The organism is Kitasatospora sp. NPDC056531 (assembly GCF_042794375.1).
Taxonomy (GTDB): domain Bacteria; phylum Actinomycetota; class Actinomycetes; order Streptomycetales; family Streptomycetaceae; genus Kitasatospora.
The window spans coordinates 17,002-40,705 of sequence record NZ_JBHTTU010000062.1; the positions used below are offsets into that span (position 1 = coordinate 17,002).

The 23,704-nt window shown below is 70.7% G+C and carries 23 protein-coding genes; 15 read left to right on the plus strand and 8 right to left on the minus strand.

Annotated elements, in window-relative coordinates; genetic code table 11:
* The first annotated feature begins 996 nt into the window (after positions 1–996).
* The 5 genes from ACFQ87_RS33425 (at position 997) to ACFQ87_RS33445 (ending at position 3,811) form a co-directional block, all read left to right on the plus strand.
* On the plus strand, positions 997–1,725 hold the full coding sequence (locus ACFQ87_RS33425; protein WP_380614649.1) for a hypothetical protein: 729 nt from the start codon (positions 997–999) through the stop codon (positions 1,723–1,725).
* Positions 1,726–1,765: 40 nt separating this feature from the next.
* On the plus strand, positions 1,766–2,014 hold the full coding sequence (locus ACFQ87_RS33430; RefSeq protein ID WP_380614650.1) for a DUF5988 family protein: 249 nt from the start codon (positions 1,766–1,768) through the stop codon (positions 2,012–2,014).
* Between the two features lie 89 nt (positions 2,015–2,103).
* The gene (locus ACFQ87_RS33435; RefSeq protein WP_380614651.1) at positions 2,104–2,556 is read left to right on the plus strand and encodes a hypothetical protein; all 453 of its coding nucleotides are present in this window, start codon (positions 2,104–2,106) and stop codon (positions 2,554–2,556) included.
* Complete coding sequence (locus ACFQ87_RS33440) at positions 2,553–3,326, plus strand: hypothetical protein (protein ID WP_380614652.1); 774 nt, start codon at positions 2,553–2,555, stop codon at positions 3,324–3,326. Before ACFQ87_RS33435 ends, ACFQ87_RS33440 begins: the two co-directional genes overlap by 4 nt.
* 299 nt (positions 3,327–3,625) lie before the next feature.
* Complete coding sequence (locus tag ACFQ87_RS33445) at positions 3,626–3,811, plus strand: hypothetical protein (RefSeq protein ID WP_380614653.1); 186 nt, start codon at positions 3,626–3,628, stop codon at positions 3,809–3,811.
* Between the two features lie 1,062 nt (positions 3,812–4,873).
* Here ACFQ87_RS33445 and ACFQ87_RS33450 read toward each other — a convergent pair.
* The 3 genes from ACFQ87_RS33450 to ACFQ87_RS33460 form a co-directional block, all read right to left on the minus strand.
* Positions 4,874–5,590: a hypothetical protein gene (locus ACFQ87_RS33450; protein ID WP_380614654.1), complete on the minus strand. Its 717-nt coding sequence runs from the start codon at positions 5,588–5,590 to the stop codon at positions 4,874–4,876.
* 246 nt (positions 5,591–5,836) lie between these two features.
* Complete coding sequence (locus ACFQ87_RS33455) at positions 5,837–6,037, minus strand: hypothetical protein (protein ID WP_380614655.1); 201 nt, start codon at positions 6,035–6,037, stop codon at positions 5,837–5,839.
* A 146-nt stretch (positions 6,038–6,183) separates the two neighbouring features.
* Positions 6,184–7,011 (minus strand): SDR family oxidoreductase, encoded by an 828-nt coding sequence (locus ACFQ87_RS33460; RefSeq protein WP_380614656.1) that lies wholly within the window; start codon positions 7,009–7,011, stop codon positions 6,184–6,186.
* A gap of 130 nt (positions 7,012–7,141) precedes the next feature.
* Here ACFQ87_RS33460 and ACFQ87_RS33465 point away from each other — a divergent pair, with 130 nt between their 5' ends.
* Entirely contained in the window at positions 7,142–7,405 is a 264-nt protein-coding gene (locus tag ACFQ87_RS33465; RefSeq protein ID WP_380614657.1) for a hypothetical protein, read from the plus strand.
* A 96-nt stretch (positions 7,406–7,501) separates the two neighbouring features.
* Entirely contained in the window at positions 7,502–7,948 is a 447-nt protein-coding gene (locus ACFQ87_RS33470; protein ID WP_380614658.1) for a hypothetical protein, read from the plus strand.
* 317 nt (positions 7,949–8,265) lie between these two features.
* On the opposite strand, the gene ACFQ87_RS33475 is transcribed toward ACFQ87_RS33470, so the two are convergent.
* The 3 genes from ACFQ87_RS33475 to ACFQ87_RS33485 form a co-directional block, all read right to left on the minus strand.
* A complete protein-coding gene (locus ACFQ87_RS33475) occupies positions 8,266–8,898 on the minus strand; it encodes a hypothetical protein (RefSeq protein ID WP_380614673.1) in 633 nt (210 codons plus the stop codon).
* 159 nt (positions 8,899–9,057) lie between these two features.
* The gene (locus tag ACFQ87_RS33480; RefSeq protein ID WP_380614659.1) at positions 9,058–9,459 is read right to left on the minus strand and encodes a contact-dependent growth inhibition system immunity protein; all 402 of its coding nucleotides are present in this window, start codon (positions 9,457–9,459) and stop codon (positions 9,058–9,060) included.
* A 74-nt stretch (positions 9,460–9,533) separates the two neighbouring features.
* The gene (locus ACFQ87_RS33485) at positions 9,534–9,758 is read right to left on the minus strand and encodes a hypothetical protein (RefSeq protein WP_380614660.1); all 225 of its coding nucleotides are present in this window, start codon (positions 9,756–9,758) and stop codon (positions 9,534–9,536) included.
* 367 nt (positions 9,759–10,125) lie between these two features.
* On the opposite strand from ACFQ87_RS33485, the gene ACFQ87_RS33490 reads away from it, so the two are divergent.
* Together ACFQ87_RS33490 and ACFQ87_RS33495 are read left to right on the plus strand one after the other, a co-directional pair.
* A complete protein-coding gene (locus ACFQ87_RS33490; RefSeq protein ID WP_380614661.1) occupies positions 10,126–11,277 on the plus strand; it encodes an ISAs1 family transposase in 1,152 nt (383 codons plus the stop codon).
* Positions 11,278–11,413: 136 nt separating this feature from the next.
* The gene (locus ACFQ87_RS33495; RefSeq protein ID WP_380614662.1) at positions 11,414–11,827 is read left to right on the plus strand and encodes a hypothetical protein; all 414 of its coding nucleotides are present in this window, start codon (positions 11,414–11,416) and stop codon (positions 11,825–11,827) included.
* 283 nt (positions 11,828–12,110) lie between these two features.
* Here ACFQ87_RS33495 and ACFQ87_RS33500 read toward each other — a convergent pair whose 3' ends face one another.
* Both ACFQ87_RS33500 and ACFQ87_RS33505 read right to left on the minus strand, forming a co-directional pair.
* Positions 12,111–14,513: an ABC transporter permease gene (locus ACFQ87_RS33500; protein WP_380614663.1), complete on the minus strand. Its 2,403-nt coding sequence runs from the start codon at positions 14,511–14,513 to the stop codon at positions 12,111–12,113.
* Complete coding sequence (locus tag ACFQ87_RS33505; protein WP_380614664.1) at positions 14,510–15,265, minus strand: ABC transporter ATP-binding protein; 756 nt, start codon at positions 15,263–15,265, stop codon at positions 14,510–14,512. The genes ACFQ87_RS33500 and ACFQ87_RS33505 overlap by 4 nt, the downstream gene beginning before the upstream one ends.
* 144 nt (positions 15,266–15,409) lie before the next feature.
* Between ACFQ87_RS33505 and ACFQ87_RS33510 the strand changes: the two genes are divergently transcribed.
* From ACFQ87_RS33510 to ACFQ87_RS33535, 6 genes are all read left to right on the plus strand, one after another.
* The gene (locus ACFQ87_RS33510) at positions 15,410–16,627 is read left to right on the plus strand and encodes a sensor histidine kinase (RefSeq protein WP_380614665.1); all 1,218 of its coding nucleotides are present in this window, start codon (positions 15,410–15,412) and stop codon (positions 16,625–16,627) included.
* On the plus strand, positions 16,624–17,319 hold the full coding sequence (locus ACFQ87_RS33515) for a response regulator (RefSeq protein WP_380614666.1): 696 nt from the start codon (positions 16,624–16,626) through the stop codon (positions 17,317–17,319). Before ACFQ87_RS33510 ends, ACFQ87_RS33515 begins: the two co-directional genes overlap by 4 nt.
* 333 nt (positions 17,320–17,652) lie before the next feature.
* A complete protein-coding gene (locus ACFQ87_RS33520; protein ID WP_380614667.1) occupies positions 17,653–19,116 on the plus strand; it encodes a site-specific integrase in 1,464 nt (487 codons plus the stop codon).
* The gene (locus tag ACFQ87_RS33525; protein WP_380614668.1) at positions 19,116–20,852 is read left to right on the plus strand and encodes a hypothetical protein; all 1,737 of its coding nucleotides are present in this window, start codon (positions 19,116–19,118) and stop codon (positions 20,850–20,852) included. The genes ACFQ87_RS33520 and ACFQ87_RS33525 overlap by 1 nt, the downstream gene beginning before the upstream one ends.
* Positions 20,849–23,023: a site-specific integrase gene (locus ACFQ87_RS33530; RefSeq protein ID WP_380614670.1), complete on the plus strand. Its 2,175-nt coding sequence runs from the start codon at positions 20,849–20,851 to the stop codon at positions 23,021–23,023. Before ACFQ87_RS33525 ends, ACFQ87_RS33530 begins: the two co-directional genes overlap by 4 nt.
* A 1-nt stretch (position 23,024) precedes the next feature.
* The gene (locus ACFQ87_RS33535; protein WP_380614671.1) at positions 23,025–23,603 is read left to right on the plus strand and encodes a hypothetical protein; all 579 of its coding nucleotides are present in this window, start codon (positions 23,025–23,027) and stop codon (positions 23,601–23,603) included.
* The last annotated feature ends 101 nt before the right edge of the window (positions 23,604–23,704 follow it).

The window sequence follows — 23,704 nt, forward strand, 5'->3', positions numbered from 1 at the left end:
CCGAGGATGCGGACTACAACACCGGCCAGCGGACCCCTGGCTGGACCGAGATCCCTGGCGGTAGCCAGGCCTGACACCCCTTGTGGCCGCATGACAACTGCAGAAGACACCGCATGTACGGCGTGACCGCTGTGCAGCACATCGCGGGCAGCTCGGGACGGCCCAGGAGGCCGGCAAGCCGCCTGGCCAGGCAAGCATCCGGGCCCCGCCCCGTCTGATCTACCTCAGCGAAACCGGCGGGTGCGGGCGCCGAAGAGCCCCTCGTCGGGGCCCCACGCGGCTGAAGCCCAACGCGCCGAGCGGAAGGGCCGTCACGCCGCCGTCCGGCAAGATACAGCGAAGCGGGTGCGGCACCGCCGGATCGGCCGGAGGACAATGTTCCCAGGACTTGTCCGGTCGATCAGGTTCGGGGCCGGCGTGGACGGGTGGGGTCATTAGCCGCGCGGGGGTCGCTCCCCCGGCGGCGCTGCGGGATGTGTGCCGCCGGCTCTCCCGAGGTGGTGACCGGCACGCGGTTTGGACTGGACGAGCCGAGCGAGGGAGGAAGTTCCCGCCCCACGCGCACGGCCGGTTACCAGGAGTGCCGGTCGACGGATCGGTCCGGGCGCCCTGGCGAATCCGTGTGTGAAGCCGGGGCGGAGTCCGGTAGCGTGCACGAAGGAGTGCCGGGAAGCCTGGTCGGCGAACAAGGGACAGCTGTGTCCGCAGGCCGGTCCGGGGGTGGTGTGCGTGGCGCTCGACGCGAGGTCCGCCGGCACGCCGTTGGCCCGGCCGCGGCTGCGGACCCGCCGCCCCTCACGCCGGCCCCGGCCCTCTCAGGCGTTACACACCGTCCACAGGGCTTCAGTGGACTTCGGACAGATTCCGAGAACTGAGACACCGTCCGGCGTTTCGGCCGCCCGGTGCCGTCCGATCCCGGAAGGGGGCGGGGCGGCACGCCCCGGCGACGGCAACCCAGGCGTTCCGGCCACGCACCGGACTGGGGGGAGAACCATCATGACCCACCGTCCCTCGCCATGGACCCGCACCGGCGGCGCGCTGCTCGCTGCTGCGGCGCTCGTCCCGGCAGCGGCCGCCTGGTACGTGTTCGCTGTCCGGATGCCGGACGACGCCGAGCGGTCCCGCTCGTACTCGGTCGCCGCGACCTGCCCGGCCGAGAGCCCGGGCGCGGCGGTCGAGGAATGCGTGCGCACCGTGCCGTTCACCGTCAGCGGCACGGTCCTGCGGCACAAGGACCACCTGGCAACTCTGGACGGCGCGCCGTCCTGGAGCGGCACGGTGCGGTTCGGCAATCCCGGACCGCTGCTGGAGGACCTGAAGCCCGGCGACCGGGTGGACGGCACGGTGTGGCGCGGTCAGGTGATGCGCCTGGAGCGGGCCGGCGTCGCGCAGGCCTCCGTCGACGAGCCCCGCGACGAGGCGCAGCTCATCGCCGGGCTGGGCACTGCCGTCGCGCTGCTGGCGATGCTCGCCGCCGCCCTGGGCGCACTACTGTTCACCGGCCGTCCCACCACGTTCGCTCTCGCCCGGTCGTTCTTCTTCTGGATGCTGTTCTCCTGCGTCATGCCCGCGGTGCTCGCGTTCTGGGCCGGCCTGCCGTGGTGGACGGTGCCGGCCGCGGCCATCCCGACTGCGCTGTTCGTGGCGGAGGCGGTGCGGCGCCTGAACACGGGGAAGGTCCCGGGGGAACCGCGGGGGTTCGTGGCCGGTCATCTGCCTGCTTGACCCCACCGGCAGTCGGCGCGGTTGCCGCTGGCTCCCCACCGTGGGCCTGCCGGAGTACGAACGGCTCCGGTTCCCCGACGCCGAGCAGCACGTGCTGAAACTGCCTCGCACCGTTCGCTACGAGCACTTCCGCCGCTCGCAGCGGGCGGTGCGTCACCGCAGCGCGGAGCCGCGGGTCTTCGAGCGGACGGGCTCCACCGTCGTGGCGGAGCGGACGACGCGGAGCGGCCCCGGGACCGCTGCTCGGATAGGACTTGTCCGGGCGGCGATCAAGTGCGGAGCCAGATGACAAGGGCCGCTGCGGTCATGGTGCCGAGGTAGACGTAGCCGCGCTTGTCGTGTCGGGTGGCCACCGCTCTGGCGTGCTTGAGCTTGTTGATGGCCCGTTCGACGGTGTTGCGTTCCTACATGGCCGCCAACTGGGCGGAGCTCCTGGCCGGCGCCGACCCGCAGCGCGACGCGGACGACGTGCTGGCCGGCGCGGTCATGTACGAGATCCACCGCCTGGCCCGTGAGCACCGCCTGACCATACGGCTCGCCGAGGCCCGCCTGTGGCTGGACGAGGTCCGGGACGCGCTCGACCGGATCGACGGCGGCTGCGGGCTCCACCAGGCCATGGCCGCGCTGCAGGACCGGCAGTGCGAGGTCTACCTGCTGCGCGAGTGCATGAGCTACACGGCGAACTTCACCGCAGTCATCCTCGGGATCCATCCCCGCACCGTCGATTACCACTTCCGCCGCGCCAACGAGGCGCTCGCCGCGGACCTGACCGCCCGCCATCTCCTGCACCCCCACGTCCCCGGGCCACGCCGTGAAGGAGGCCATCGATGACCCGCCCCGCCGCCGACCAGCTCGACGCCCTGCTGGCCCACCGCCTTGGTGCTCGCTTTGACGATGACGACGACGACTTCGACATCCCCGCGGCGCTGCGCCGGATCTCCAGCGACGTCGCCGGGATCCGCGCGCGCCGCCAGGCCCCGCTGGGCTGGTGGGCCGAGCAGAGCCTGGCCCGCGCGTGCCTGGACGACCTCGCCCGCACCGCCGCCGGGCAGGCCGGGCTGGCCCACATCGCCGAGTTCGCCGTCGACGAGGACCTCGTCGACGGAGAGAGCCAGCTGCGCTACGAGGGCTTGGCCCCGGCTCAGCTCGACCAGGAGATCGAGGCGTTCCGGATCTACAGATGCCTGCTCCACCTCGTCGGGCACTCGGCCAGCGCGCAGTTCTGGTGGCAGCTCGGAGCCGGGGCGGGCGACCAGACGTCGGCCCACATCCTCTTCCTCTTCCACCTCGGCCGCGGCGAGCTGGCGCTGGCCAAACTCTGGTTCGAGCGTGCCGTCGAGGGCGAGGCGGACCCCGAGGCGGGGATCCCCGCGCCCAGCGTCCCGGACGTCGACGACTACTTCCGCAGCGCCCCCGTCCTCATCGACGGCGGACGTCCCGAGGACGCTCCCTCGCCCGACGTGCTGGCCGACGAGGTCAGCCGGCTGGTCGCCCGCGCCGACGACAGCGCCGACGACAGCGCCGACAGCACCGACGGGATCGTCACCCGCCCCTCCCGGCGCCTGGCCGACCGCATCGAGGAGATGGCCGGCCTGCGCTGACCGCCGGCCCCGGCCCGGCGCACCGAAGGGCCGGGGCACGCCCTGCAGGCGGCTGAACTGCCCGAAATAGCGGACGGCGGGTGAGGCACCGACAGATACGCCCGGCCGCAGGGCCATTCACGATGCGATATCCGTGCGAAATTAGCTCTGGTCCCACCGGCACGTCTACACTCAGGGTTGTCGCGCTCTTCTGATCGTCGGCCTGCCGGTGTGCCGGCCCGGAGCCGCCCACCCACTCCTTCCCGGATGGGCGGGGTGCATCCAGGCCACCCCATGCCTGGGCTTAGGAAGAGGGCGACATGGCTCGGGATCATGCGAGCGGCGGGGGCAAGTACACCGGCGGCCCGTCCGGCAGGGGGAAGCGCAAGCGTCCCCGGCCCGCTGTGACCGATGCCAGCAGCACGGACCGGAAGGTGGAGACCGCCGACGTGGTGGGCCGCTACCTCCTGCTCCTCCTGAGGGTCATCGACTTGTTCCTCGACTGACCTCAGGACGCAGCGGGCGCCCCAGCTGAAGACTGGGGCGCCGGGGTACTGCTGGGTAACTGAGAGGGCCCTGACCCGGTACGGACTCCACTCCTGCCGGGGAGGGGCCTTCTCCATGCCCGCACAACGTGCTGCCGGCTCGCCACAGTCTACGTGCATCCGCGATTGGAGACACAATCGGATGCGCTAAATGTCCTTCAGCAATAGCTGGGTTGAGGATCCGTGCGATTACCGAAGCAAACATCAAACCGTTGCTTCCGCATCGATAGACCCGCACAGCAAAACGAAACGAAGAAAACAGACTCGCTCGGTGGCGACGAATCGAGGAAGTTATACCGACATCGATACGTCCGTACCAGTTTCGATGTCGGTCGAAGTGACAGTGACCGCGACTTCGGGCCCCGCGTCACGCCAGCCGGGTCTCACCGGTCCCGAGCGTAGCTCCTCATGTTCCCGCTGGTGAGAGCAGGTCCGGGGTGAGGTCAACCTCCGGCCAGCGGCGGCGCTGGCGGCCGCGATCAGCCCGCCGGCGGAGGAGACGACGCTGAACCCGGCGCCCGGCCGTGGGCCCTTGCCCGAGCGACTCCGCAGCAGCCCGAAGGAGACCCGCCCGTCGTCGGTGACGGCCAGGAGCTCGCCGTCGACAACCGCCTCGGGCAGCCGTCCGACGATGTGAGCGACGTCGGCCATCGCACGAGTGAGGTCAGTGCCATACCGGCTGAACACCCTGGCGGCGGGACCGGTGCGCAGCAACGCCCGCCAGCCGTCGTTCTCCAGACTGTGCAGTGTCTCGGCGACAGGGGCAGAGCGGTTTTCGCCCCCGAAGGGGCGAGCAGGCCTGCGCTGCCCCACCCGGCCGAGAACGCCCGCCCCTCCCACGGGTGCGGCCGTCAACCTGCGCGAGCTGGCCCGCCACGCTGCACGCCGTCTGCCCGGACAGAACTGTGCTCCTGGGCCGCGCCAGGCTGCGCGTGCCGCTCGGGGGCCGGCTCCTGGACCCGCGAGGACGCCGCGAACCGGGCCCGGCGGCCGACACGTCAGAGTGGCATCTGACTGCTCCTGCTACCGGGACGGGTACGTCTTGACGCTGACGGCTCGCCCGGCTCCACGTTCGCGGATCAGCGCCGCGGCGGACGCAGGGACCTGGACCACCAGGTCCCCCTGGGGTGGCACCACGGCGAGCCCCCCGATCGGGGTTCGGTGCACGACCTGCTGCGAGGCCCCCGGCGGCGGCGAGTCGTAGACCAGGTGCACCACGCGCAACTTGACCGGCACCGGGTGCGGGTTGTGCATGACGACCGCGTCGAACGGGGCGAACCTGCTGACCGCGGCCCCGCCGCGGGTCGGCCTCGCATCGATGTAACCGCCCGGGCTGGTCGTGGGCAGTGCCACGAGCTTCTTGACGGTCACCAGGACATCAGCCACCTGGTCCGCGCCCGGACCCGAGAAGTTCAGCACGTCGAAGCCATCGCCCGGACACACCACCAGCTCGCCCCGGTCACTGCCGTACGCCGTGCCGACCCGAACCCCGGGCAAGACACGCCCGTCGCTGCTCACAGGAGTGAACTCGAGGACCGGCGCCACGTCGACAGCGTTCGGGTTGATGATGTGCAGCGTCTGGTCGATGCGGTTGGAACCGCCATGCGCCCGGTACCCGAATGCCGGTGGCGTCACCGCCGGCCGTGCCGGTCCCCTGGTCCGCGCGCGGAGAATGCGCACGGCCATGGCAGTGAGGACGGTGATGCTGCTGGCCAGGCCTATCAGCTGATGGGAAGACACGCGGGGAGTGTAGTAGTTGCGGTTTCATCAGCTAGTTCTTGCCGTCGAGGCAGGCCGACGGGCAGGAAGGACACCGGGACGCTATCCCAGGCAAAGCGTCAGCGAACACCGAGCATGAGACACATCTACGTGTCTGGAGAACCGTCCCACTTCGGCTCCAGGCTCAAGCCCCCGTCGGACGGGAAGTCGGTGACCGGGCGGGCGAGCGCAACGTCGACCGGCAGGGCGAAGGGGCAGCACCGAGGCCTACCCGCCGTCGTCCGCGCAGACGCCGGGGGAGATGCCGGGGAACCAGGCGAGCGCCTCCGGGGCGGCGTCGACCATGTCCCGCTGCTCCTCGGAGGTGGGGCGCGGCCGGTCGAAGCAGGAGATGGAGCAGGCACCCCAGGGGTTCCAGGGGGCGGTGCGTCCGCATGCGTCGCAGGTCATCGTCGCGGTCCTGGCCATGTCCACCTCCGCAGCCGCGGCACCCGGCCGCCATCGGGTCGGCCGGTCTCTGCTCCTCGGTAGGCCCGTGCCGGGCTGTTCCCGTCTCGTCGGGGCCTGCGCAGTCTCACCGCAGCCTGGGCGTGGCCTTCACATCGCTGTGGAGTTCACGTCCCCGGGGCGAGGAACTGGCGGGCGCCGCGCAGCCTGGTCCGGAGCCGGTCCTGGGTGGCCCGGCTGTCGAGGCGGACGTCGAGCGCCCCGGGAAGCGTGCTGTGGGCCCGCAGGCTGGTGGGGAGCCGGGAGGCGTCGAGCCCGTCGCGCCGGGCGATGAGCGTGCCGAGTTCGTGGCGGCTCACGGCATCGGCGCCTGCCAGGTGGTGGACGCCGGACAGGTCGCCGCACGCGAGTTCCAGCAGAGCGGCGGCCAGGTCGGCGACGTGCACGGGGCAGCGGATGTCGTCGGTGAACAGGACACCGGCGCGGGTGCCGGCCGCGAGGTCGTGCACCGCCCGTACGTGCTCGCAGCGCCGGTCGCCGATGATCAGGGAGGTGCGGGCGACGACGGCACCAGGGTTCACGAGGCGCACGCCCGTCTCCGCCGCGGCCTTCGCCGCGCCGTAGGGGGTGAGCGGGTCGGGGAGACACGATTCGTCGTAGTGGACGCGGGCGCCGGAGAACACCGCGTCGCTGGACACGTGGACCAGGCGGCTGCCGTACCTCGCCGCGGTCATCGCCAGGCGGATCGGGCCCTCGGCCGTGACCGTCCAATCCGCTCCGCCGCTCGTCGCGTTGACCACCACGCGAGGCTCCACCTCGGCCATGACCGCCTCGATGCGGCCGCAGTCGCGCAGATCGAGGGCATGCCAGGAGACCCCCGGAGCGCTGCCGGGCCTGGCGGAGAAGGTCGCGGCCGTCGTGAGCCCCGCCGCTGTCGCCTGCCGGACCAGCTCGGTGCCCAGGAAGCCGCTGCCGCCGATGATCAGGAATGTCATGGCGCGACACGGTAGGGGAGATGCCACTCACACGGTGGTGAGACCGCTCGGACTCCGCTGAGACGGGTCATCTGGCGTCGGTCGGAGCTGACGTTTGATCACTTGAATCAGTTATCGAACAACTGTTCCCATGAGTGTCGATGCGCCATTCTCCCACCCGGCGCGCCCCGCCCCCGCGGCCGGCAATGCCGAGCGGGCGCCCCGCGAGCTGATGACGCTGCCCGGTCACTACCGGGACGTCCGGCGGTGGCACCTGGTCGAGATCCGCCAGGGCGGCACGTGGCGCCCGGGGCTCCTGACCGTGTGGCGCCGCCCGCCGGGCAGCGCGATCTGGGTGGTCCATGTGCGCTGGGCCGACGAGACAATGCCCGACGGCATCGACGCGTGGGGCTGATTCCTGTTCGACGAGCACCGCATTCGCCCCCTTCCCGAACCCTCCGGCCCCGCACCGGCGGGCCAACCCTGGTACGGCACCTTGCGGGACGCCGTCGTGGTCCCCCACGAACTCGCAGGCCCGCCCACCATCGACCCCGCCGAACGCTGCTGGCGCCTGGCCTGGCTACGAGCGGGCGACACCTGGCGCTCGGCACTGCTCATCGCCCGGCGCCGGCCAGGCCCCGGCCTACCGTGGATCGCCCGCGCCAGATGGGGCGAGGACAAGGACGCGGCCTGGGGCATCGCGGACGGCGTCGCCATCCAACCGCTGCCGTCGACTGACGAGACGCCAGTGACGGACGAGCCGAGCACACTGACCGGCAGCGCGAAAGTGTTCAGGGAAACCGCCCGGCACTTCCTCAACGTCGCCCGAAACGGTCCCAGCTACGTCCCCGTCCATCCCAGCTACCCGTACTTCTGCACAGAGCTCCACTCCAACGACGGCATTCTCGGCGACGCGCGCGAGATCCACATCGAGTACTGCGACGAGTGGGGCTCATGAACCGACCGACAGGACCCCGCCCCCCATGACGGCTGGCCCGGGACTACGAGACAAGCCCGGCCCGGCCCGAGACCGTGACCCACCGGGCGATGATCGGCATCATGGTCGCCGACTCACCAGAGGTGGGCCTGCGGCGCGTCAAGGCCTTCGACCGTCCATGCGACAAGTCCAGTAGGCAAGTCCGCGTGCCAGCGACGGGAGGCTGTCGGCGTACACGTCGAAGTGCTCAGCCGGGTTCACACGGACGTGCTCACCGTGGCGCGCACGATGACTGTGCCGGGCTCGGTCTGCGTTGGCTGGCGGACCTGGGCCTGCTGTTACTGCTCTGGCGGTAGGGCCGGCGCGGGTAGGTCGAGGACCCGGGCGAGGGCGGCGGTGACGGAGGCCCAGTGGCCGGGCAGGTGCTGAAAGACCCAGTCGGCGGCCAGCGCGAGGAAGTCAGCCAGATCACGCTCGGCACCAGCGAGCAGGTGGCGGAGTTCAACGACGGACAGTTCGATCACCGGGCTGTCGCTCTGCTCGGCATTGACCGTGAGCCGGACGGTGCCGCCGAAGCGCTCCGCAACCGGTGACACGGGGTCGTGACCGAAGCCAAGCATGCCGCCACCATCAACGAGCCGGTGCCAGTCGCGCCAGTCCTCCAGCCCGTCGCAGCAGCCGGGCAGGAATGTGGTGCCGGTGGAGTCATCGGTGACCCGCAGGCCGCCGGCTGCGAAGAGGTTCTCGAAGGTCAGCAGCCCGTGAAGGAAGGAGTCGAGCGGGTCGGAGGGTCGGGGCGGGCGGTCGCCGTCGGGGTCGATGTCATTGCATCCGGCGATGCGCATCATCGCCGTTCCTACTTCGGCGGGCGAGAGCTCGCCACTGAGGGGCAGGAAGCCGAACGGCACCACCTCGGCAACAGGCCAGAGGTCGAAGCCGTCGGGGGTGTTGATCTCCAAAACGGGCTGCATCACGATCACCCGGCGAAGTGTCCCGCATCCCCCGTCCGTGACGCCTCCCGATTACCCAGGCATCCTCGCCTCTGCCGAGCCTGAACCAGCACGGGAGCTGAGCACCTTCGGTTGTACCGTCCTGGGCAGATACGGGTGTACGCCGACAGAGGCCGGACATCAGCAACTTGCAGTCAGGAACCGTTCGACGTCCTGCTGGAGGGTGGGTGGCAGGTTGACCAGCTCCGAGACGATCACGCGAAGCTTGTGCCGGAGTTGGGCAGACTCGCTCCAGACCGCTGGGTTCCTGGTGAGCACTGCGGAGAGCAGATCACCTGGGTACAGGTCACCCTCTGCCAGCGGGTTCTCCTGCAGAAGCTCCAGCGCCATCGGCAGAAGATGCAGCAATCCCACGTCCTGTCGGATCAACAAGCGAAGGTCCTCCACGGTCAGCCCCCCGACCGGCTGACGCCGAAGGGCATGCGCGGCTGCCACGAGGCGGGTCGCGTCAGCTGGAGGGGCTGGCCAGCGGTCGCGTTCAAGCTCCTCAAGGGAGGGGTCGCGGTTCACAGGTCGAGTCACCGGTTGATTGTCTCTCGTCGAGATCGCGAACGCGGTCGGAGGCATTCGGACACTTCCAATACCCGACTCCACCATTAGGTACCTCCGACTCCGGGTTCCGCGACGAGGTCGAGTCCGAGGAGGCGATCGCCCGCGGCGAGAAGCTCGGCGACCTGATCACCAGCGGCGAGTTCCACCGCCTCACCGGACCAGCCGCGGCCGAGGCGGAGAGCCGTCTCGCCGAGTTCGAGCGGCATGTCCAGTTCCAGGGCAAGGTCATCAACGACCCCAAGCGGCTCCAACGCCACATGTCCCGCCACGACCCCCACATCTACCCGGGCCGGTACGTCACCTGTGTCCACAACCCCGACCGGGTCCTGTGCCGCCGGCACGACGGCCGGGCTGGCCCATCGCTGCCGGACTGCCAGCCCCTACGGTGCCGCAACGTCGCCCTGTCCGCCGAGAACACCGACCAGCTGCGAGCGGCCCTGGAAGCCCACGACCGGGAACTCGCCCGCGCGGACCAACTGGCGCCGTTCGTCCGCAGGGCCGTTTCAAAGTCCTGGCGAGCGCGTGAGTCCGCAGGTCACGGCGATGCAGGGATCCAGGCTGGGCCGTCACGAACGCATCGAAGCTCCGGTTGAACGGGGTGACCTTCCCAAGTCGCCCTGAACCGCCGGAGCTTCGATGTGCCGCCAGTCTGCCACCGTATGTCTGATCAAGTCGCCCGCTCTGGACGGTGTAGCGGGATTGTCGCTGGTGGAGCGGTTGCGGCTGGTGCCCGATCCGGGTCGGCGGCGCGGGGTGCGTCACCCGTTCGTGGCGGTGCTGCTGGTCGCCGCCTCCGCGGTGGTCGCCGGCGCGCGCTCGTACGCGGCCATCGGCCAGTGGTCCGCGAGCGCTCCGCAGCACATCCTGGCCCGGCTGGGCGCCCGGGTCACGGGCGCACTGGGCGTTCGCGTCGCACCGAGCGCCGCCACGATCCGGCGAGTCATCGGCCTTGTCTGTCCCGGCGGATTGGCCGACCTGACCGGCGCCGATCCCGCCGGCTCGGACTCGATCGCCGTGGACGGCAAAGCCGCCCGCGGCTCCCGGTACGGCACCTTGCCCGCCGCCCACCTGCTGGCCGCGATGACCGGCGACGGCCGGACCGTCACCCAGCTGCGGGTGTCCGACAAGACGAACGAGATCACCTGCTTCATCGCGCTGCTGGAGCCCTACGACCTGATCGGGGTCACGGTCACGGCCGATGCCTTGCACACCCAGCGCGGCCACGTTCGCTTCCTGGTCGAGGAGAAGAAGGCCCACTATGTGTTGGTGGTCAAGGGAAACCAGCCCGAACTACATCGCAGGCTCCGGACGTTGCCGTGGAAGGAGGTCACCGCGCGCCGCTACGACCGCGAGACCGGCCACGGCCGCAAGGAGACCCGCGTGACCAGAGCCCTCACCGTCACCGACCTCGGCCTGGACTTCCCCCACGCCGTCCAGGCCGCACGCATCCTGCGTTACCGCACCGACCTCAAGACCGGCACCGTCAGCCGTCAGACCATTTATGCGATCACCGACCTGACCTCGCACCAGGCCTCGCCCCAGCGACTCGGCCAACTCGCCAGGTCGCAGTGGACCATCGAAAACCGGCTGCACTTCGTCCGCGACACCACCTTCGCCGAGGACGCCTCGAGGATCCACACCTGCCACGGCCCCGAGAACATGGCAACCCTGCGCAACCTGGCGATCAATACGCTGCGGCAGCACGGGCGCCACAACATTGCCGCCGGCCTCCGGCACGCCTCCTACGAGCCCTTCACCCGCCCGCTCGACCTCCTCGGCATCGCCTGACCAGGCACATTCACAAGATCACCGGACTTTGCAACGGCCCTGCGTTCGTCCGGCACCGCCTCCAGACCCGCCGGCAGGAGCTCGCCGACTTCCTCACCGAAACCGCCGTCGGCCCGGACACCATGACGGAGACACCGTGAGCCACCACCTGCCCACCGACGAGCAGGTCCGGGCTGCGATGGAGTCCGAACTCGCCGCGAGTGAGGCTTGCGGCCGGCGCGCCACCGTCACCGGCGTCGAGAAGCGGCTCGGCGTCCCCCACGCGACTTTCTACCGGAACTACCCGCAATCGATCGCCTGGTTCAAATCCCAGCTCGCCAGCCGGCACCGCCCGGCCACGGCCCCGAGAGCCGGAATCCGGTCTGACGACGAGGCCGACCGCCTGCGCCGGGAGAACAGCGACCTGCGCAAGCTGGTCCGCATCTACGCCGAAGCGATCCGCCAGCTGACCGTCGACAAGGCCGCCCTGGAGGACGAGCTGCAGGCGCTGAGCGGGGTGACCAGCCTCACCGAACGCCGTCTCCACAACGCGGACATCGGACAGAACTGAAGGTCTCGCATGACCTCGATCGAGGTAGCCATCTGGGGCCTTCGGACTCGTCCCAGCGTCCATGCCTCCGGGGTTGCGGGTGTGTGCTCGGTGGCGCTGGCCGGCTTGGTCCGAGATTCGTGCGGGCCGAGCTGGCTCGTCACGGAGGAGGATCGAGCGCCAGACCCATTCCTGGAGTTCTCGGATACAGGGCCCGCAGGCGTACATCGGTGCCTGTGTGCCGGCCACGCTGGCGGGGCCGGCACACAGGACTTGGGTCCCACGTGCGGACGAGCGACCGGTTCTACTCGGTCCGCAGCGCGGTGGCGGTCCGGGAGCGCGCCGCCCAGCCGGCCGGTAGTAGTGCCCCGAGCAGGGCGATCGCGATCCCGCCGGCCAGCAGCGGGAGCAGTATCCCGGCGGTGTAGACGTGGGTCGCGCTCGGCGGCAGGCTCCTGCCGATCGCGCTCCCCATCTGGGCCAGCGTCGCCTTCTCCACCGCCATCCCGATCGGGACCCCGATCAGCCCGGCGACCAGGCCGGTGAGGCTCACCGAGGTCAGCACCATCGCGATGGTTTGCTTGGGCGTCATCCCGAGGGCCTTGAAGATCCCCAGGTCGTGGATCCGTTCCCGGGTGTCCTGCACCACGGTGTTCAGCACGCCGAGCGCGGCGACCGCGATCATCATCAGCGTGAGGGTGGCCACCAGGGCGACCATGGTGAGCACCGTGATGCTCGGGTACGTGATGCTCGGGCTGGCCTCGGCGTGCAGCGGGGTCAGCACGGCGGTGGCCGAGGCGGACCAGTCGGAGCCGCTGACGTTGTCGGCCAGCTTGACGTTGAACTGGGTGATGTACGGCGTCAGACCGGCGGCGGTGAACGTGGCATTGTCGGTCATCACGACCCCGTCGCTGGCGGCGTCGAAGTCGATGCCGACGATCCGCAGCGGCAGTCGCTTGTTGTCCTGCGCCACGGTGACGGTGTCGCCGACGTGCAGCCCGACCGACGAGGCCAGGGAGTCGTTGATCACGGCTTCGCCGGGGTTCTGGTACCAGCGGCCGTGCAGCAGCTCCAGGTTGGTCCAGGACAGGTCGCCGGTGGTGGTGTCCACCCTCGCATGCTCCCCCGTCGGCGCGCCGATCACGGTCGCGCCGCTGTTGCCCCAGCCGAACGCGGCCTTCGTGCCCGGGACCGAAGCGATCGCGGCGGCCACCCCGGTGGAGTCCAGGTGGGGGATGGCAGGGCCGCCGCCCGGGGAGTGGAAGCCGGTGGGCGTGCCGGCGGGCAGCACGAGCATCGACCCGGCGCGAAAGCCGGCGGTACCCGTCTCCTGGTACTTGGTGAACGCGGTCTCCAGCCCCGTCGCGAAGGTGACGCTGACCGCGCCGAACAGCACAGCGGCGCCGACCAGCACCGTCCGGGCCGGCTTGGCGAACGGCTGGGCCAGTCCCAGCGACATCGGCCGGGGCAGCGGCAGCCTGCTTGCCAGGCGCTGCGCGCCTTGGCCGCGCTTGGCCTTCGGGGCGCGGCCGACGACCAGGGTCTGCACCGCCGGCATGCGGCCGGCCCGAAGTGCCGGGATGAGCGCGGTGACACCGACGATGACCAGGGTGCCGATCGGCACGACGAGGCTGACCCACACCGGCAGGCCGGTGCTGGCGGCACCGAGCTGCTTGGCGGCTCTGCCCAGGACCGGAACGGCCAGCACGTTGCCCATCAGCGTGCCGCCCACCACGCCGATCGTCGCCGGGATCACGGCTTGTGCGGCGTAGGCGCGGGCCACCTGCCAAGGGGTGAAGCCGAGCGACTTCAGGATCCCGATCCGCCGGATTCCCGAGACCACCGCGCCGCTGACCACGATCGCGATGATCAGCACCGACAGGAACAGGCCGAGGATGCCGAAGACGACCAGGAACGGCACGTAGGACTCCGTGGCGCCGACGGCCTGCTTCTCCGCGGCCAGGTACGACTGTCCGCTCTCGACCGAGCCGGCCGGTGCGGCAGCGGCGATCGCCTGCTTGTCCGTGGTGAGGTCGGCCTCGGTCCCGGACTTGGCGAACCGGTAGAGCATCTGCTCATCGCTCTTGGCGCCGGCGGCACTCAGCCGCGCGAAGCCGTCGGTGGTGAGGAAGCCGGTCGCGGTGTTGGTCAGCGAGTTCGCAAGGCCGACGACCTTGAACGACGGCTTGCCCGGCAGCGAGTCGAACACCACCGAACCGCTTGGGCAGGCATCGAGCCACGAGAACAGGACGATCTCGTTCGCGCTGGTCGGCCACCTGCCCTGGACCAGGGCCAGTTGGTCCAGACCGGACCTGCCGGCCAGGTCGGGGCGGGTGGTGACGATGACCGGCTCGTTGGCGCTACCGGCCATCGGCACGCCTGGGGAGAAGTTCGCAGGACAGTCCGTGCCGTAGGTCGTGTTCAGGGCTGAGGTGACCGGGTACGGCCCGGACGCCTCGGTGACGCCGGCGGCGTGCGCGGTGGCGGCGGCCTGCGCGGCAGTGGCCTTCGAGCCGTCGAACTGGACCGACAGATGCGCGCCGTTCCGGGCCTTGAAGGCGTGCTCGAACGGGGCCTGCACGGCGGCCAGCAGACCGAGCGAGAGCACCGAGGAGGTGACGGCCGCGAACGTCGTCAGGGCCATGACGAGGGACTGCACCCGACGCCGGCCGACGCCGGAGCGCACGACCTTGCCCAGGGCGCTCATCGGACCGCTCCCGCCGAGCCGTTGGCGGGAGCGGTGGCGGTGGCGGCGGTGGCGGCGGCGCCGCTGAGCGGATTGACCACGTCTCGGGCCACGGCACCGTCCACCAGCTCGATCGTGCGTCGCGCGGTGTTCGCGGCCAGTTGGATGTCGTGGGTCACCAGCAGGATGGTCTGGCCGTCGGCGTTCAGCTCCAGCAGCAGCTGGCGCACGTCCTCGGCCGAGCGCGAGTCCAGCGCGCCGGTCGGCTCATCGGCCAGCAGCAGCGCCGGGTCGTTCATCAGGGCCCTGGCCACCGCCACCCGCTGCCGTTGCCCGCCGGACAGCCGCTGCGGGTAGGCATTGGCGTGCCGGTCGATGCCCAGCGAGCCGAGCAGGTCGACGGCCCGCCGCTTCGCTTCGTTCCTGCCCATCCCGGCCAGCTGTGCCGGAACCATGACGTTGTCCAACACGGTCAGGTCGTCCAGCAGGTTGAAGAACTGGAAGACCATGCCGATGGAGGCCCGGCGGTACCTCGCCGAATCGGCCTCGCCGAGCTGGTCGACGCGGATGCCGTCGACGGTCACGGTGCCGCTGGAAGGCTTGTCCAGACCCGCGATCAGGTTCAGCAGCGTGGACTTGCCGCTGCCGGAATGGCCGAGGATCGCCACGCACTCACCATCCGCCACGGACAAGGTCACCCCGGCCAGCGCGGGCGGGCCGTCGTCGTACTTCTTCGTCGCGTCGTGAAGCTCGATCATCGGTGCGTTCGTCATGGCCACGAACCTAGGAACGGACCATGATCCACCGCGTCGGCCGGCGGATGTCACCTCACCCCCCAGGCCATCGGCCCGGCGGCGTACCCCGCGTACACCCCCGGGACGACGCGCAGAGCCGGCGCCGATCCATACGATCTCCGTATGGAAGAGCTGCTCCAGCGTTTCTCGACATCAAAACCCGTGACCTGGCTGACGGCACAGGCCGTGGTGCTGGCCGCCGCCTGCTTCTACGCGCTGATGCTCTTATTGACGATGCCGGCCAGTCAGGTCCGGCGCTACAGCGGCCCGTTGCGGTTCCCCGACGTTGGGCCCGACCAGATGATCGGTCTCTGCGTCGTGCTCGCTCTTCCGATCCTGCTGGTGCGCCGGCTGCCCGCGGCGGTCTTCGCGGCGGTCCTGGGCGAAGAAGTAGCCCTCGGCAACCTCTTCGGCGCGCGGCCCTGGATCGTGTTCCTCCTGCTCCTGGTCCTGGGCGGGTACCTCGCCGCCCGGCGGCCGAAGGCTGCCGCCGTCGGCTCCGTCGCGGCCGTCGCGACCGGGTTCGCCGAGCGCACCCTCGTCTCCCCCGGGGACTCCGTCGGCGACGCGGCCCGGGGGGCTGGGCAGTTCGCGTTCTTGTTCGCGGTCGCGTGGGTCTTCGGCGGGGTGTACCGCAAACGCCGTGAATACCGCGAAGCCCTGCACGAGCAGACCGAGGCCCGCGCCGTCATGGCCGAGCGGCTGCGGATCGCCCGCGAACTGCACGACAGCGTCGCGCACAGCATCGGGATCATCACGGTGCTGTCGGGAGCGGCGGCGCGGGTCGTGGAGACCAAGCCCGAGCAGACGCGGCAGGCGCTGACCGGCATCGAGACCACCAGCCGGGAGACGCTGCTCGGGCTGCAGCGCATGCTCGGAGCGCTACGCCGAGCCGAGCCCGACGACGCCATGCCGGGGGCTGCTCCGCTGGCGCCGGGCGGCAGCCTGGCGGACGTCCCGCGGCTCGCCGAGAGCACGGCTGACGCCGGGGTGCGGGTCCACGTGACCTGGCGGGGCGAGCAGCGTCCGCTGCCGCCGGAGATCGAGCTGTCGGCGTTCCGGATCGTCCAGGAGGCGGTGACGAACGTGGTGCGGCATTCCGATGCGCGGACGTGCCGGGTCGCGGTCGGTTACGAGCCGACAGGAGTGACGATCGAGGTGGTGGACGACGGGGACGACGGTCTTGGCGGGCCCGGCCGTCCGAGGCCCTCGGCGGCGGCCGGCGGAAGCGGCTTCGGCCTACTCGGCATGCGCGAGCGAGTGACGTTGCTGTCCGGCCAGTTCAGCGCCGGCCGGCGTCCGGAGGGCGGATTCCGGGTGGCTGCGAGGCTCCCGGCATGAGCGTGCGGGTGCTGCTGGTCGACGACCAGCCGCTGATGCTGGTCGGGCTCGCGATCCTGATCGGCGACACCGACGACCTGGAGGTGGTCGGCCAGGCCGGCGACGGCCGCGAGGCGGTGCGCCTGGTGCGTGAGCTGCGGCCGGACGTCGTGGTGATGGACATCCGGATGCCGGGCATGGACGGGATCGAGGCGACCCGGCAGGCGACCGCCGAGCCGGACCCGCCCAAGGTGCTGGTGCTGACGACCTTCGACGACGACGAGTACGTCTACGGCGCACTGCGCGCCGGGGCCAGCGGATTCCTGCTCAAGAGCATGGCCCTGGACGCGCTCCTGGACGCGATCCGCGTGGTAGCGGCCGGCGACGCGTTGATCGCGCCGAGCGTGACCCGACGGCTGATTGCGGACTTCGCCGGAACCTCCGCCACCCCCGCCACCCCAACGGCCTCCGAACCGGACACCGAGCCCGCCGCGGACTCAAGTCTCATCGCGGGGATCACCGATCGGGAGCGCGAGGTGCTGGCGCTGGTCGGACAGGGACTGGCGAACGGTGAGATAGCCGAGCGGTTGGTGATCAGCGCGGCGACCGCGAAGACGCATGTCGCGCGTCTGTTCGCCAAGCTCGGAGCTCGGGACCGCGTCCACCTGGCGATCATCGCCTTCGAGACCGGACTCGTGCCGCGTAGACGGTAGGGCAGGGGGAGAAGGACGATCGAGACTGCGAGTTCGTCGCGTTCCAGACACGCCAGCACACCCACCTGGGTGAAGTGCTGCGGGGCGGACAACGGACAAAACTGAGAGACCCCCATAACTGCACTGCACGTCACTCCGATTACCACGAGGCCGTCGCGACGTGGCTCGCCGAGCACGTCGACCGTCCCGTGGTCGTGCTCAAGGGTGCCGAGACCGCCTACTGGGAGATTGTCCCTGCTTAGTTGCAGTGTCTCTTTATGTTCCCTCGGCAGCGCTGAGCTGCCCGTTTGCGCGTTGCAGTGAGCCGAGTCGGCTGGGTAGCGTCCCCACCCCATGGAACAAGTGATCTTCTCCTCCAAGGGGTGGGAGACATGGGGCCTGGAGTTCAGGCCGACGATCCCCGAGGGGATGCCGCTGGTCGTCGATGAGGATCTCCTCTTCGATGACGATGACGATGGCGGGTCGCGTCCCTCAGCCGTGATCAATCGGTGGGCTTGCGAACTGCCCGTCAACGGCTGCCCGGCCGCGAAGTCCTGGCCGTACTACGTGCGCACTGTGCGGGAGTGGACGGACTTCGCGGCCGGCCTCGGGGTCGGGCTGTTCGACGGCCGGCAGCAGTTGAAGGCCGCGCTGAGCGCGTACGCGGTCCACCGGTCGTCCGGCCCGCTGGAAGCGCGGTTCGCGGCGTCGACGTGGAACCAGAGCGTCAGCATCCTGTCGAGCTTCTACCGGTGGGCGGTGGACGAGGGGTATGCCACGGCGGAGCCGTTCACCTACCGGCAGGCCATGACCTTCTTCTCAGGGGTGCCGCAGCAGGTCAGGGTGAACCTGGCCCGGCGGCGGCAGCCGAAGGAGCATGTGACGGTCAAGTACCTCGCGGACGACTTCTCGGAGCTGTTCCTGCTGGGGCTGGCCGGGCTGGACCGGGCCGGCGGCCCGCTGTTCAAGGGCCGGGAGCTGGCGCGCAACACGGCGGTCGGCAGGATGGTGCTGTCGACTGGAACACGCTGCCAGGAGTTCACCTACCTGCTGGAGTGCGAGGTCCCTCCGCTGCCGGCGCGCCGTTCGGACCTGCCCGTGCCGTTCCCGGTGCCGCAGGGGGTGACCAAGGGCAGCAAGGCCCGCCAGTCGTGGATCGACTACGACGCCCTGGCCGAGCTGCACTCCTATCTCGCTCTGGAGCGGGCGGCCTCGGTCGAGGGCTCGGCCTGGAGACCGCCGTCGCGGTGGGGCGAGCCGCTGGTCGTCACCGAAGCGGACGCGCGGGGCGGCCGGGTGAACGGGCGGCGGGTGACATGGGCGGCGATGACCCCTGCGGAACGGCGGCGCCTGGTTGCCCCGGGCGGCGGCACGATGCTGCTGGCCGTGCAGAACGGCGGCGGCCCGTTCACCGCCTGGCCGACGGTGTTCGAGCGCACCTCGCAGCGACTGCGCGAGCACGTCGACCCACGGTTCCCGCACGTCTACCCGCACCGGCTGCGGCACACGATGGCGATGGCCACCATGGCCCGCCTCGTGCGCGGCTACTACGAGCAGGCCGCCCGGCTGGTGAGGGACGCCGACGACGACGCCGGCATGGCGTTCTACCTGCGCTCCAGCGAGCCGCTGCTGGTCCTGCGGGACCTGTTGGGCCACTCCAGCGCCCTGACCACGGAGAAGTACCTCCACCGGCTGGACACCACGCGGATCTTCCGCGAGCTGTACGTGAACGTCGGCGAGGAGTACGGCCTGTTCGACGACCTCGCGGCTGACCGGGAAGCCCGGGCCGAGTTCGACGAGGAAGAGGGGGAAGCCTGATGCCGGCCGAAGTGGTCGACGAGCCGCTGGGGATCTCGGCCCGCTTCAGCGACGGCACCGGTTGCGTGAGCCACGTCGGCGAGACGCCGAATCCCGCGCTGGCCAAGGCGATGATGACGGGCCTGGCGGAGCTGGTCCATCCGCACGGGGCGCTCGACTCGAAGTCCTCGGTCGTCGGCTATCTGAGCGCCGTGCGCAGGTTCACCGAGGGCCTGGCACGGATCGGCTTCACCGGGCCGGCCGCGGACCTGACCCGCGCGAAGCTGGCCGAGCACTGGATGGCGGACCGGCACGTCGGCCGGGAAGGGCAGTGCCGCGCGATGCTCGCCCGCGCCGACGACCTGGGACAGCTCCTGCACCCGCAGGTGCGGGCGTTCGTCGACGGCCGCAGGTTCGCGGTCGGCCAGGAAAGCGGGCCGGGCCTTCGCCCCTACAGCGAAGGCGAATGGGAGCGACTCGTCGCGCTGTGCCGCTCCCAGACGGCTGGCTCCTTCCGCCGTCACCGCGAGGCACTCGCACTGGCGGATGCCGGATGCGACCCGGTGGAGGGCGGGTGGAGCGAGCAGAATGTCCTGTGGCTGATGAAGAACCGCGGCCCGAACGGCACGATCGGTCGGCTGACCCGCGCCATGGGCCAAAAGCGCGCCGCCCGCGGCGTCATCACCGGCAACCAGGCGCAGGAACTGCTGAAGAGCCTCTACCCGCCGCCGCGGATCGTGATCCCCTACCGGATACTGTTCGGCACGCTGACCGGCATCGTCCCCGACGGGATCGACGACCTCGGCCTCGGCGACATCGACTGGGCGGGCGACGGCCAAGTGCTGCTCGACTACGTCAAGGGCCGCACTGCCGGGGAGAGCCTGACCCTGTCCCGGGCGGCGACGCGCCTGCTGGAGCAGTGGCTCGCCCACTCGGCGCTCACCCGCAGCTTCGCCCCCGAGGAGGACCGTGCCCGGCTGTGGGTGCGCTACGACCTGCGCCTGCAGTGGTGCGGACCGCCGCCCGGCAACTCGACCTACCGGGCGTGGGTGACCAGGAACGCCCTGGTCGACGATCTGGGCGCGCCGCTTCGCATCCATCTGCACCGCCTGCGCACGACCCACGCCGCGCTGCGCGACCGCCGGTCCTGGCGCGGCAGCCGCCGCGCGACGATCGATCCGAACCGCAGCCCCGGCGTCGAGGGCGACTCCTACCTGACGCTCGGCACCGACCGCCAGCGCGAGGCGGTCGAGGAGATCGCCGCCACCGCCGTCGGCGACCTGGTGCGACGCGCCCAGCCGCCGGTGGTCCTCGACGGCGAGGACGTCACCGAGCTGGTGCGCGCCTACCCGCGCAAAGTCGCCGAGCTCGGCCTGGACGACCAGAGTCTGCGGGACCTGGTCGGCGGGGAGCGCGACGTGTTCACCGCCGCCTGCGCCGACCAGCTGTCGGGCCTGCACGGCCCGAAGGGCAAACCCTGCCCGGCCCGCCCCTGGGTGTGCCTGCTGTGCCCGCTGGCGCTGTTCGCGCCCCGCCACCTGCCCAACCTGCTGCGGCTGCGCGCGTTCTTCTCCCGGCAGTGGAACCAGATGACCACCGACCACTTCATGGCCGTCTTCGGCCCCTACGCCCAGCGCCTCGACGAGATCCTCCAGCCGGGCGTCCACTTCACCACCGCACAGCTCGCGGACGCGGCAACCCAGGTGGCCGGCCACGACGGCGAACTTCCCCTGCGCCCCGAGGAGGGCACCGCATGAACCCACCCGTCTCCCCAGCCCCTGCGGCGGGAGTGAAGCCGTCGCCCTTCACCGGGCAGGACGTGTACGCCGCAGCAGGATTCACCGTGGACCACGGCCGGAAGAGACCCGTCTTCGACAACGACGTGTGGGACCTGTCCGGCGTGGTCGGCCTTCCGCTGTCCACCCCGCCGGAGCAGACGGTGTTCCACTTCACCGCGATCCGCAACCCCCGCTGGCGGCTGGTGGCCAAGGAATTCCTCTTCGCCCGCCTGGCCCCCGGGCACGAGGCGGTGCGCGAGCTCGGCGGCGCCTTCCGCACCCCGCTGGGCATCCGCACCTGCAGCCAGCGCCTCAAGCAGGTCACCAGCTGGCTGAACTGGCTCACCGACCAGGGCGTCACCACTCTCGGCGACGTCGTCCAGGAACACTGCGCGGCCTACCTGGAATGGCGCCGCTGGATCCGCGACGACAAGGGCCGACCGATCCGCGAGTGCGAGCCGGACCACAAGCAGTACATCGTCCTCGGCACTCAGGAGCTCGCCTCCTACACCGACCTGTTCACCGCCGACGCCTACCGCCCGGGTTTCAGACCGTGGGGCAGGGCCAGCGCGTTCGCTGTCGCCGGCGCGCCGAAGGGCGGCCGCCAGGCCAACCGGACCCCGCCGCTTCCCCAGGAGGTGTTCCAGCCCCTGCTCGCCGCGTGCCTCTACCTGGTGGAGACGATCGGCCCGCACCTGGCCGCCGTCCATCGCGAGCTGGAAGCCGAGCCCGACGGCCCCCAGCGCCGGGACGCCGAGGGCGACCGATGGGAGTTCTTCCGGAAGCTGGTCGCCCACCACGTGGCCTCGGGCCGGCCACTGCCCGCGACGGAGCCGGACGCCGTCCAGCACCGGCTGGAGAACGGCTGGTCGCCGGCCGATCCGCTGCTACGGCTCAACTTCCGCCACCTCGCCCACCGCATCGGCCTCGAACACTGGGACCACCAGTACTTGCCCTGGCGGCGCCCTCTTCTGGAGAAGGCCGTCGCGGCCGTCGGCATACAGCCCCGCTGGGCACGCGACGCACTACCGGTCGAGCGGGCGGACGGCGGCGGCCAGGTCCCCTGGACACTGCCGCTGTCCTCCGACGAGGTTCGCTCGCTGGTGCTGCGAGTCCGCACAGCCGCCCTGATCGTGATCGCGGCCCTGACCGGGATGCGCACCAGCGAGTTGAACGAGCTTCCCGTGGACTGCCGCGTCGAGCCGCAGGACCTCGGCGGCGGCCGGGTCCGCTACCGGCTGCGGAGCACCCTGATCAAGGGGCAGAAGCTCGGCGGGATTCCGGAGGAGTGGGCCACCGTCGAAGAGGCCTACCAGGCCGCAGGGCTCGCCACCGATCTCCTGGACCCGGCGAGGGACACCACCGTCCTGTTCCCCAAGCTCGCCTTCTATCGCTGCTACCCGCTCCTGCGGGACTGGGTCAACGGCCCCGACGGCCGCCGGCTGGGCCTGACCCCGATCCCCGAAGAGAGCGTTAACCTGCGGCGGCTGCGGCGCACCCTCGCCGTCGAGATGGCGAACCGGCCCGGCGGACTCCTGGCGGCGAAGATCGCGCTCAAGCACGTCAGCGTCGCCACCACCGAGGGCTACGCCGCCCGCCCCGGCGGCGCCCAGGCCTCCCTCCTCGCCGAGGTCGGGAAGCTGGAAGCCGAGCGGAACAAAGACCTCACCTGGCAGGTCTGGCAGGACTACAAGGCCGGCAGGATGCCCGCCGGCCCCGGCGCCAAGAGCCTGCTCGACTTCTTCGCCTTCGTCGACGCCCACACCAGCGTCGAACCCGGAGCGCCAGCCACCAGGCGCGGCGACCAGGAGGTGCTGAACCTCCTGGCCCGGCGCGCCAAGACCTTGCATCTGGGCACCGCGAACTACTGCTGGTTCGCTGACCCCGCCAAGGCCCTGTGCCTCAAGCTCGCCGGCACACCGGCCGCCGACCGACCCCTGGTAGGGATGTGCGACGCCGCCCGCTGCCCGCAGGCCACCCACCACGCCTGCCACCGGCCGGTCTGGGCCGCCAGCGCCGAGAACAAGAAGGCGTTCATCGCCGCGATCGGTCGCAGCCAGAAGGCGGAGAAGACCCGGCTGCAGCAGGAACTCGACCGCGACCTGCACGTCCTGGAAGCCATCGACACCGCAGACGGAAGCAGGACCTGAGATGGCCCGCATCACCGAACAGACCCGCGTCCGCAACGAGCACGCGATCCGCTCGGCCATGGACCGACTTCTCCGCGGCGAGGTGCCAGAGGGCGGCCGGTGCGATCTCAAGACCCTGGCTGCCGAAGCCGGCGTCACCCGTACCGCCTTCTACCCGAAGAAGAACCCCGACGGCACCACCAGACCGGGGCCCTACCAGCACCTCGCCGCGGAGTTCACTCGCCGACTCAAGGCCATGCAGGGCACAGGAGCGACCGCGGACCCGCGAGACTCCCAGATCTCCCGCTTGAAGGACGCCAACACCGTCCTGGCCCAGCGCCTCCAAGCCCAGGAGAAGCAGCTCAAGGAACTCATGGCATTCCGACAGCTGGCCCTCTCCCGGCTCGCCGCTCAGCACCTGGAGATCGAACGTCTACGTGCCCAGTGCGTAACACGGGCGCAGGCCCCCGCCCAAGCGGTCACGCGGCTGCTGCCTAACGCATCCCTGGGGATGGTGACGTCCATCACGTCAGCAGCGACCCCAAGGCGACAGGAAAGCGACAACGCCGGGGGACCCGATACGAGCAGGCCTCGCTGCTAGCGCCTAGCTAGTGCCGCATCAGGCAACGTTCGCCCTGTCGGAGGTCCTGCCTGTCGATGGCTTTGGCCGCTGGCGATAATCGTCCGATGAGTGCCATCGAA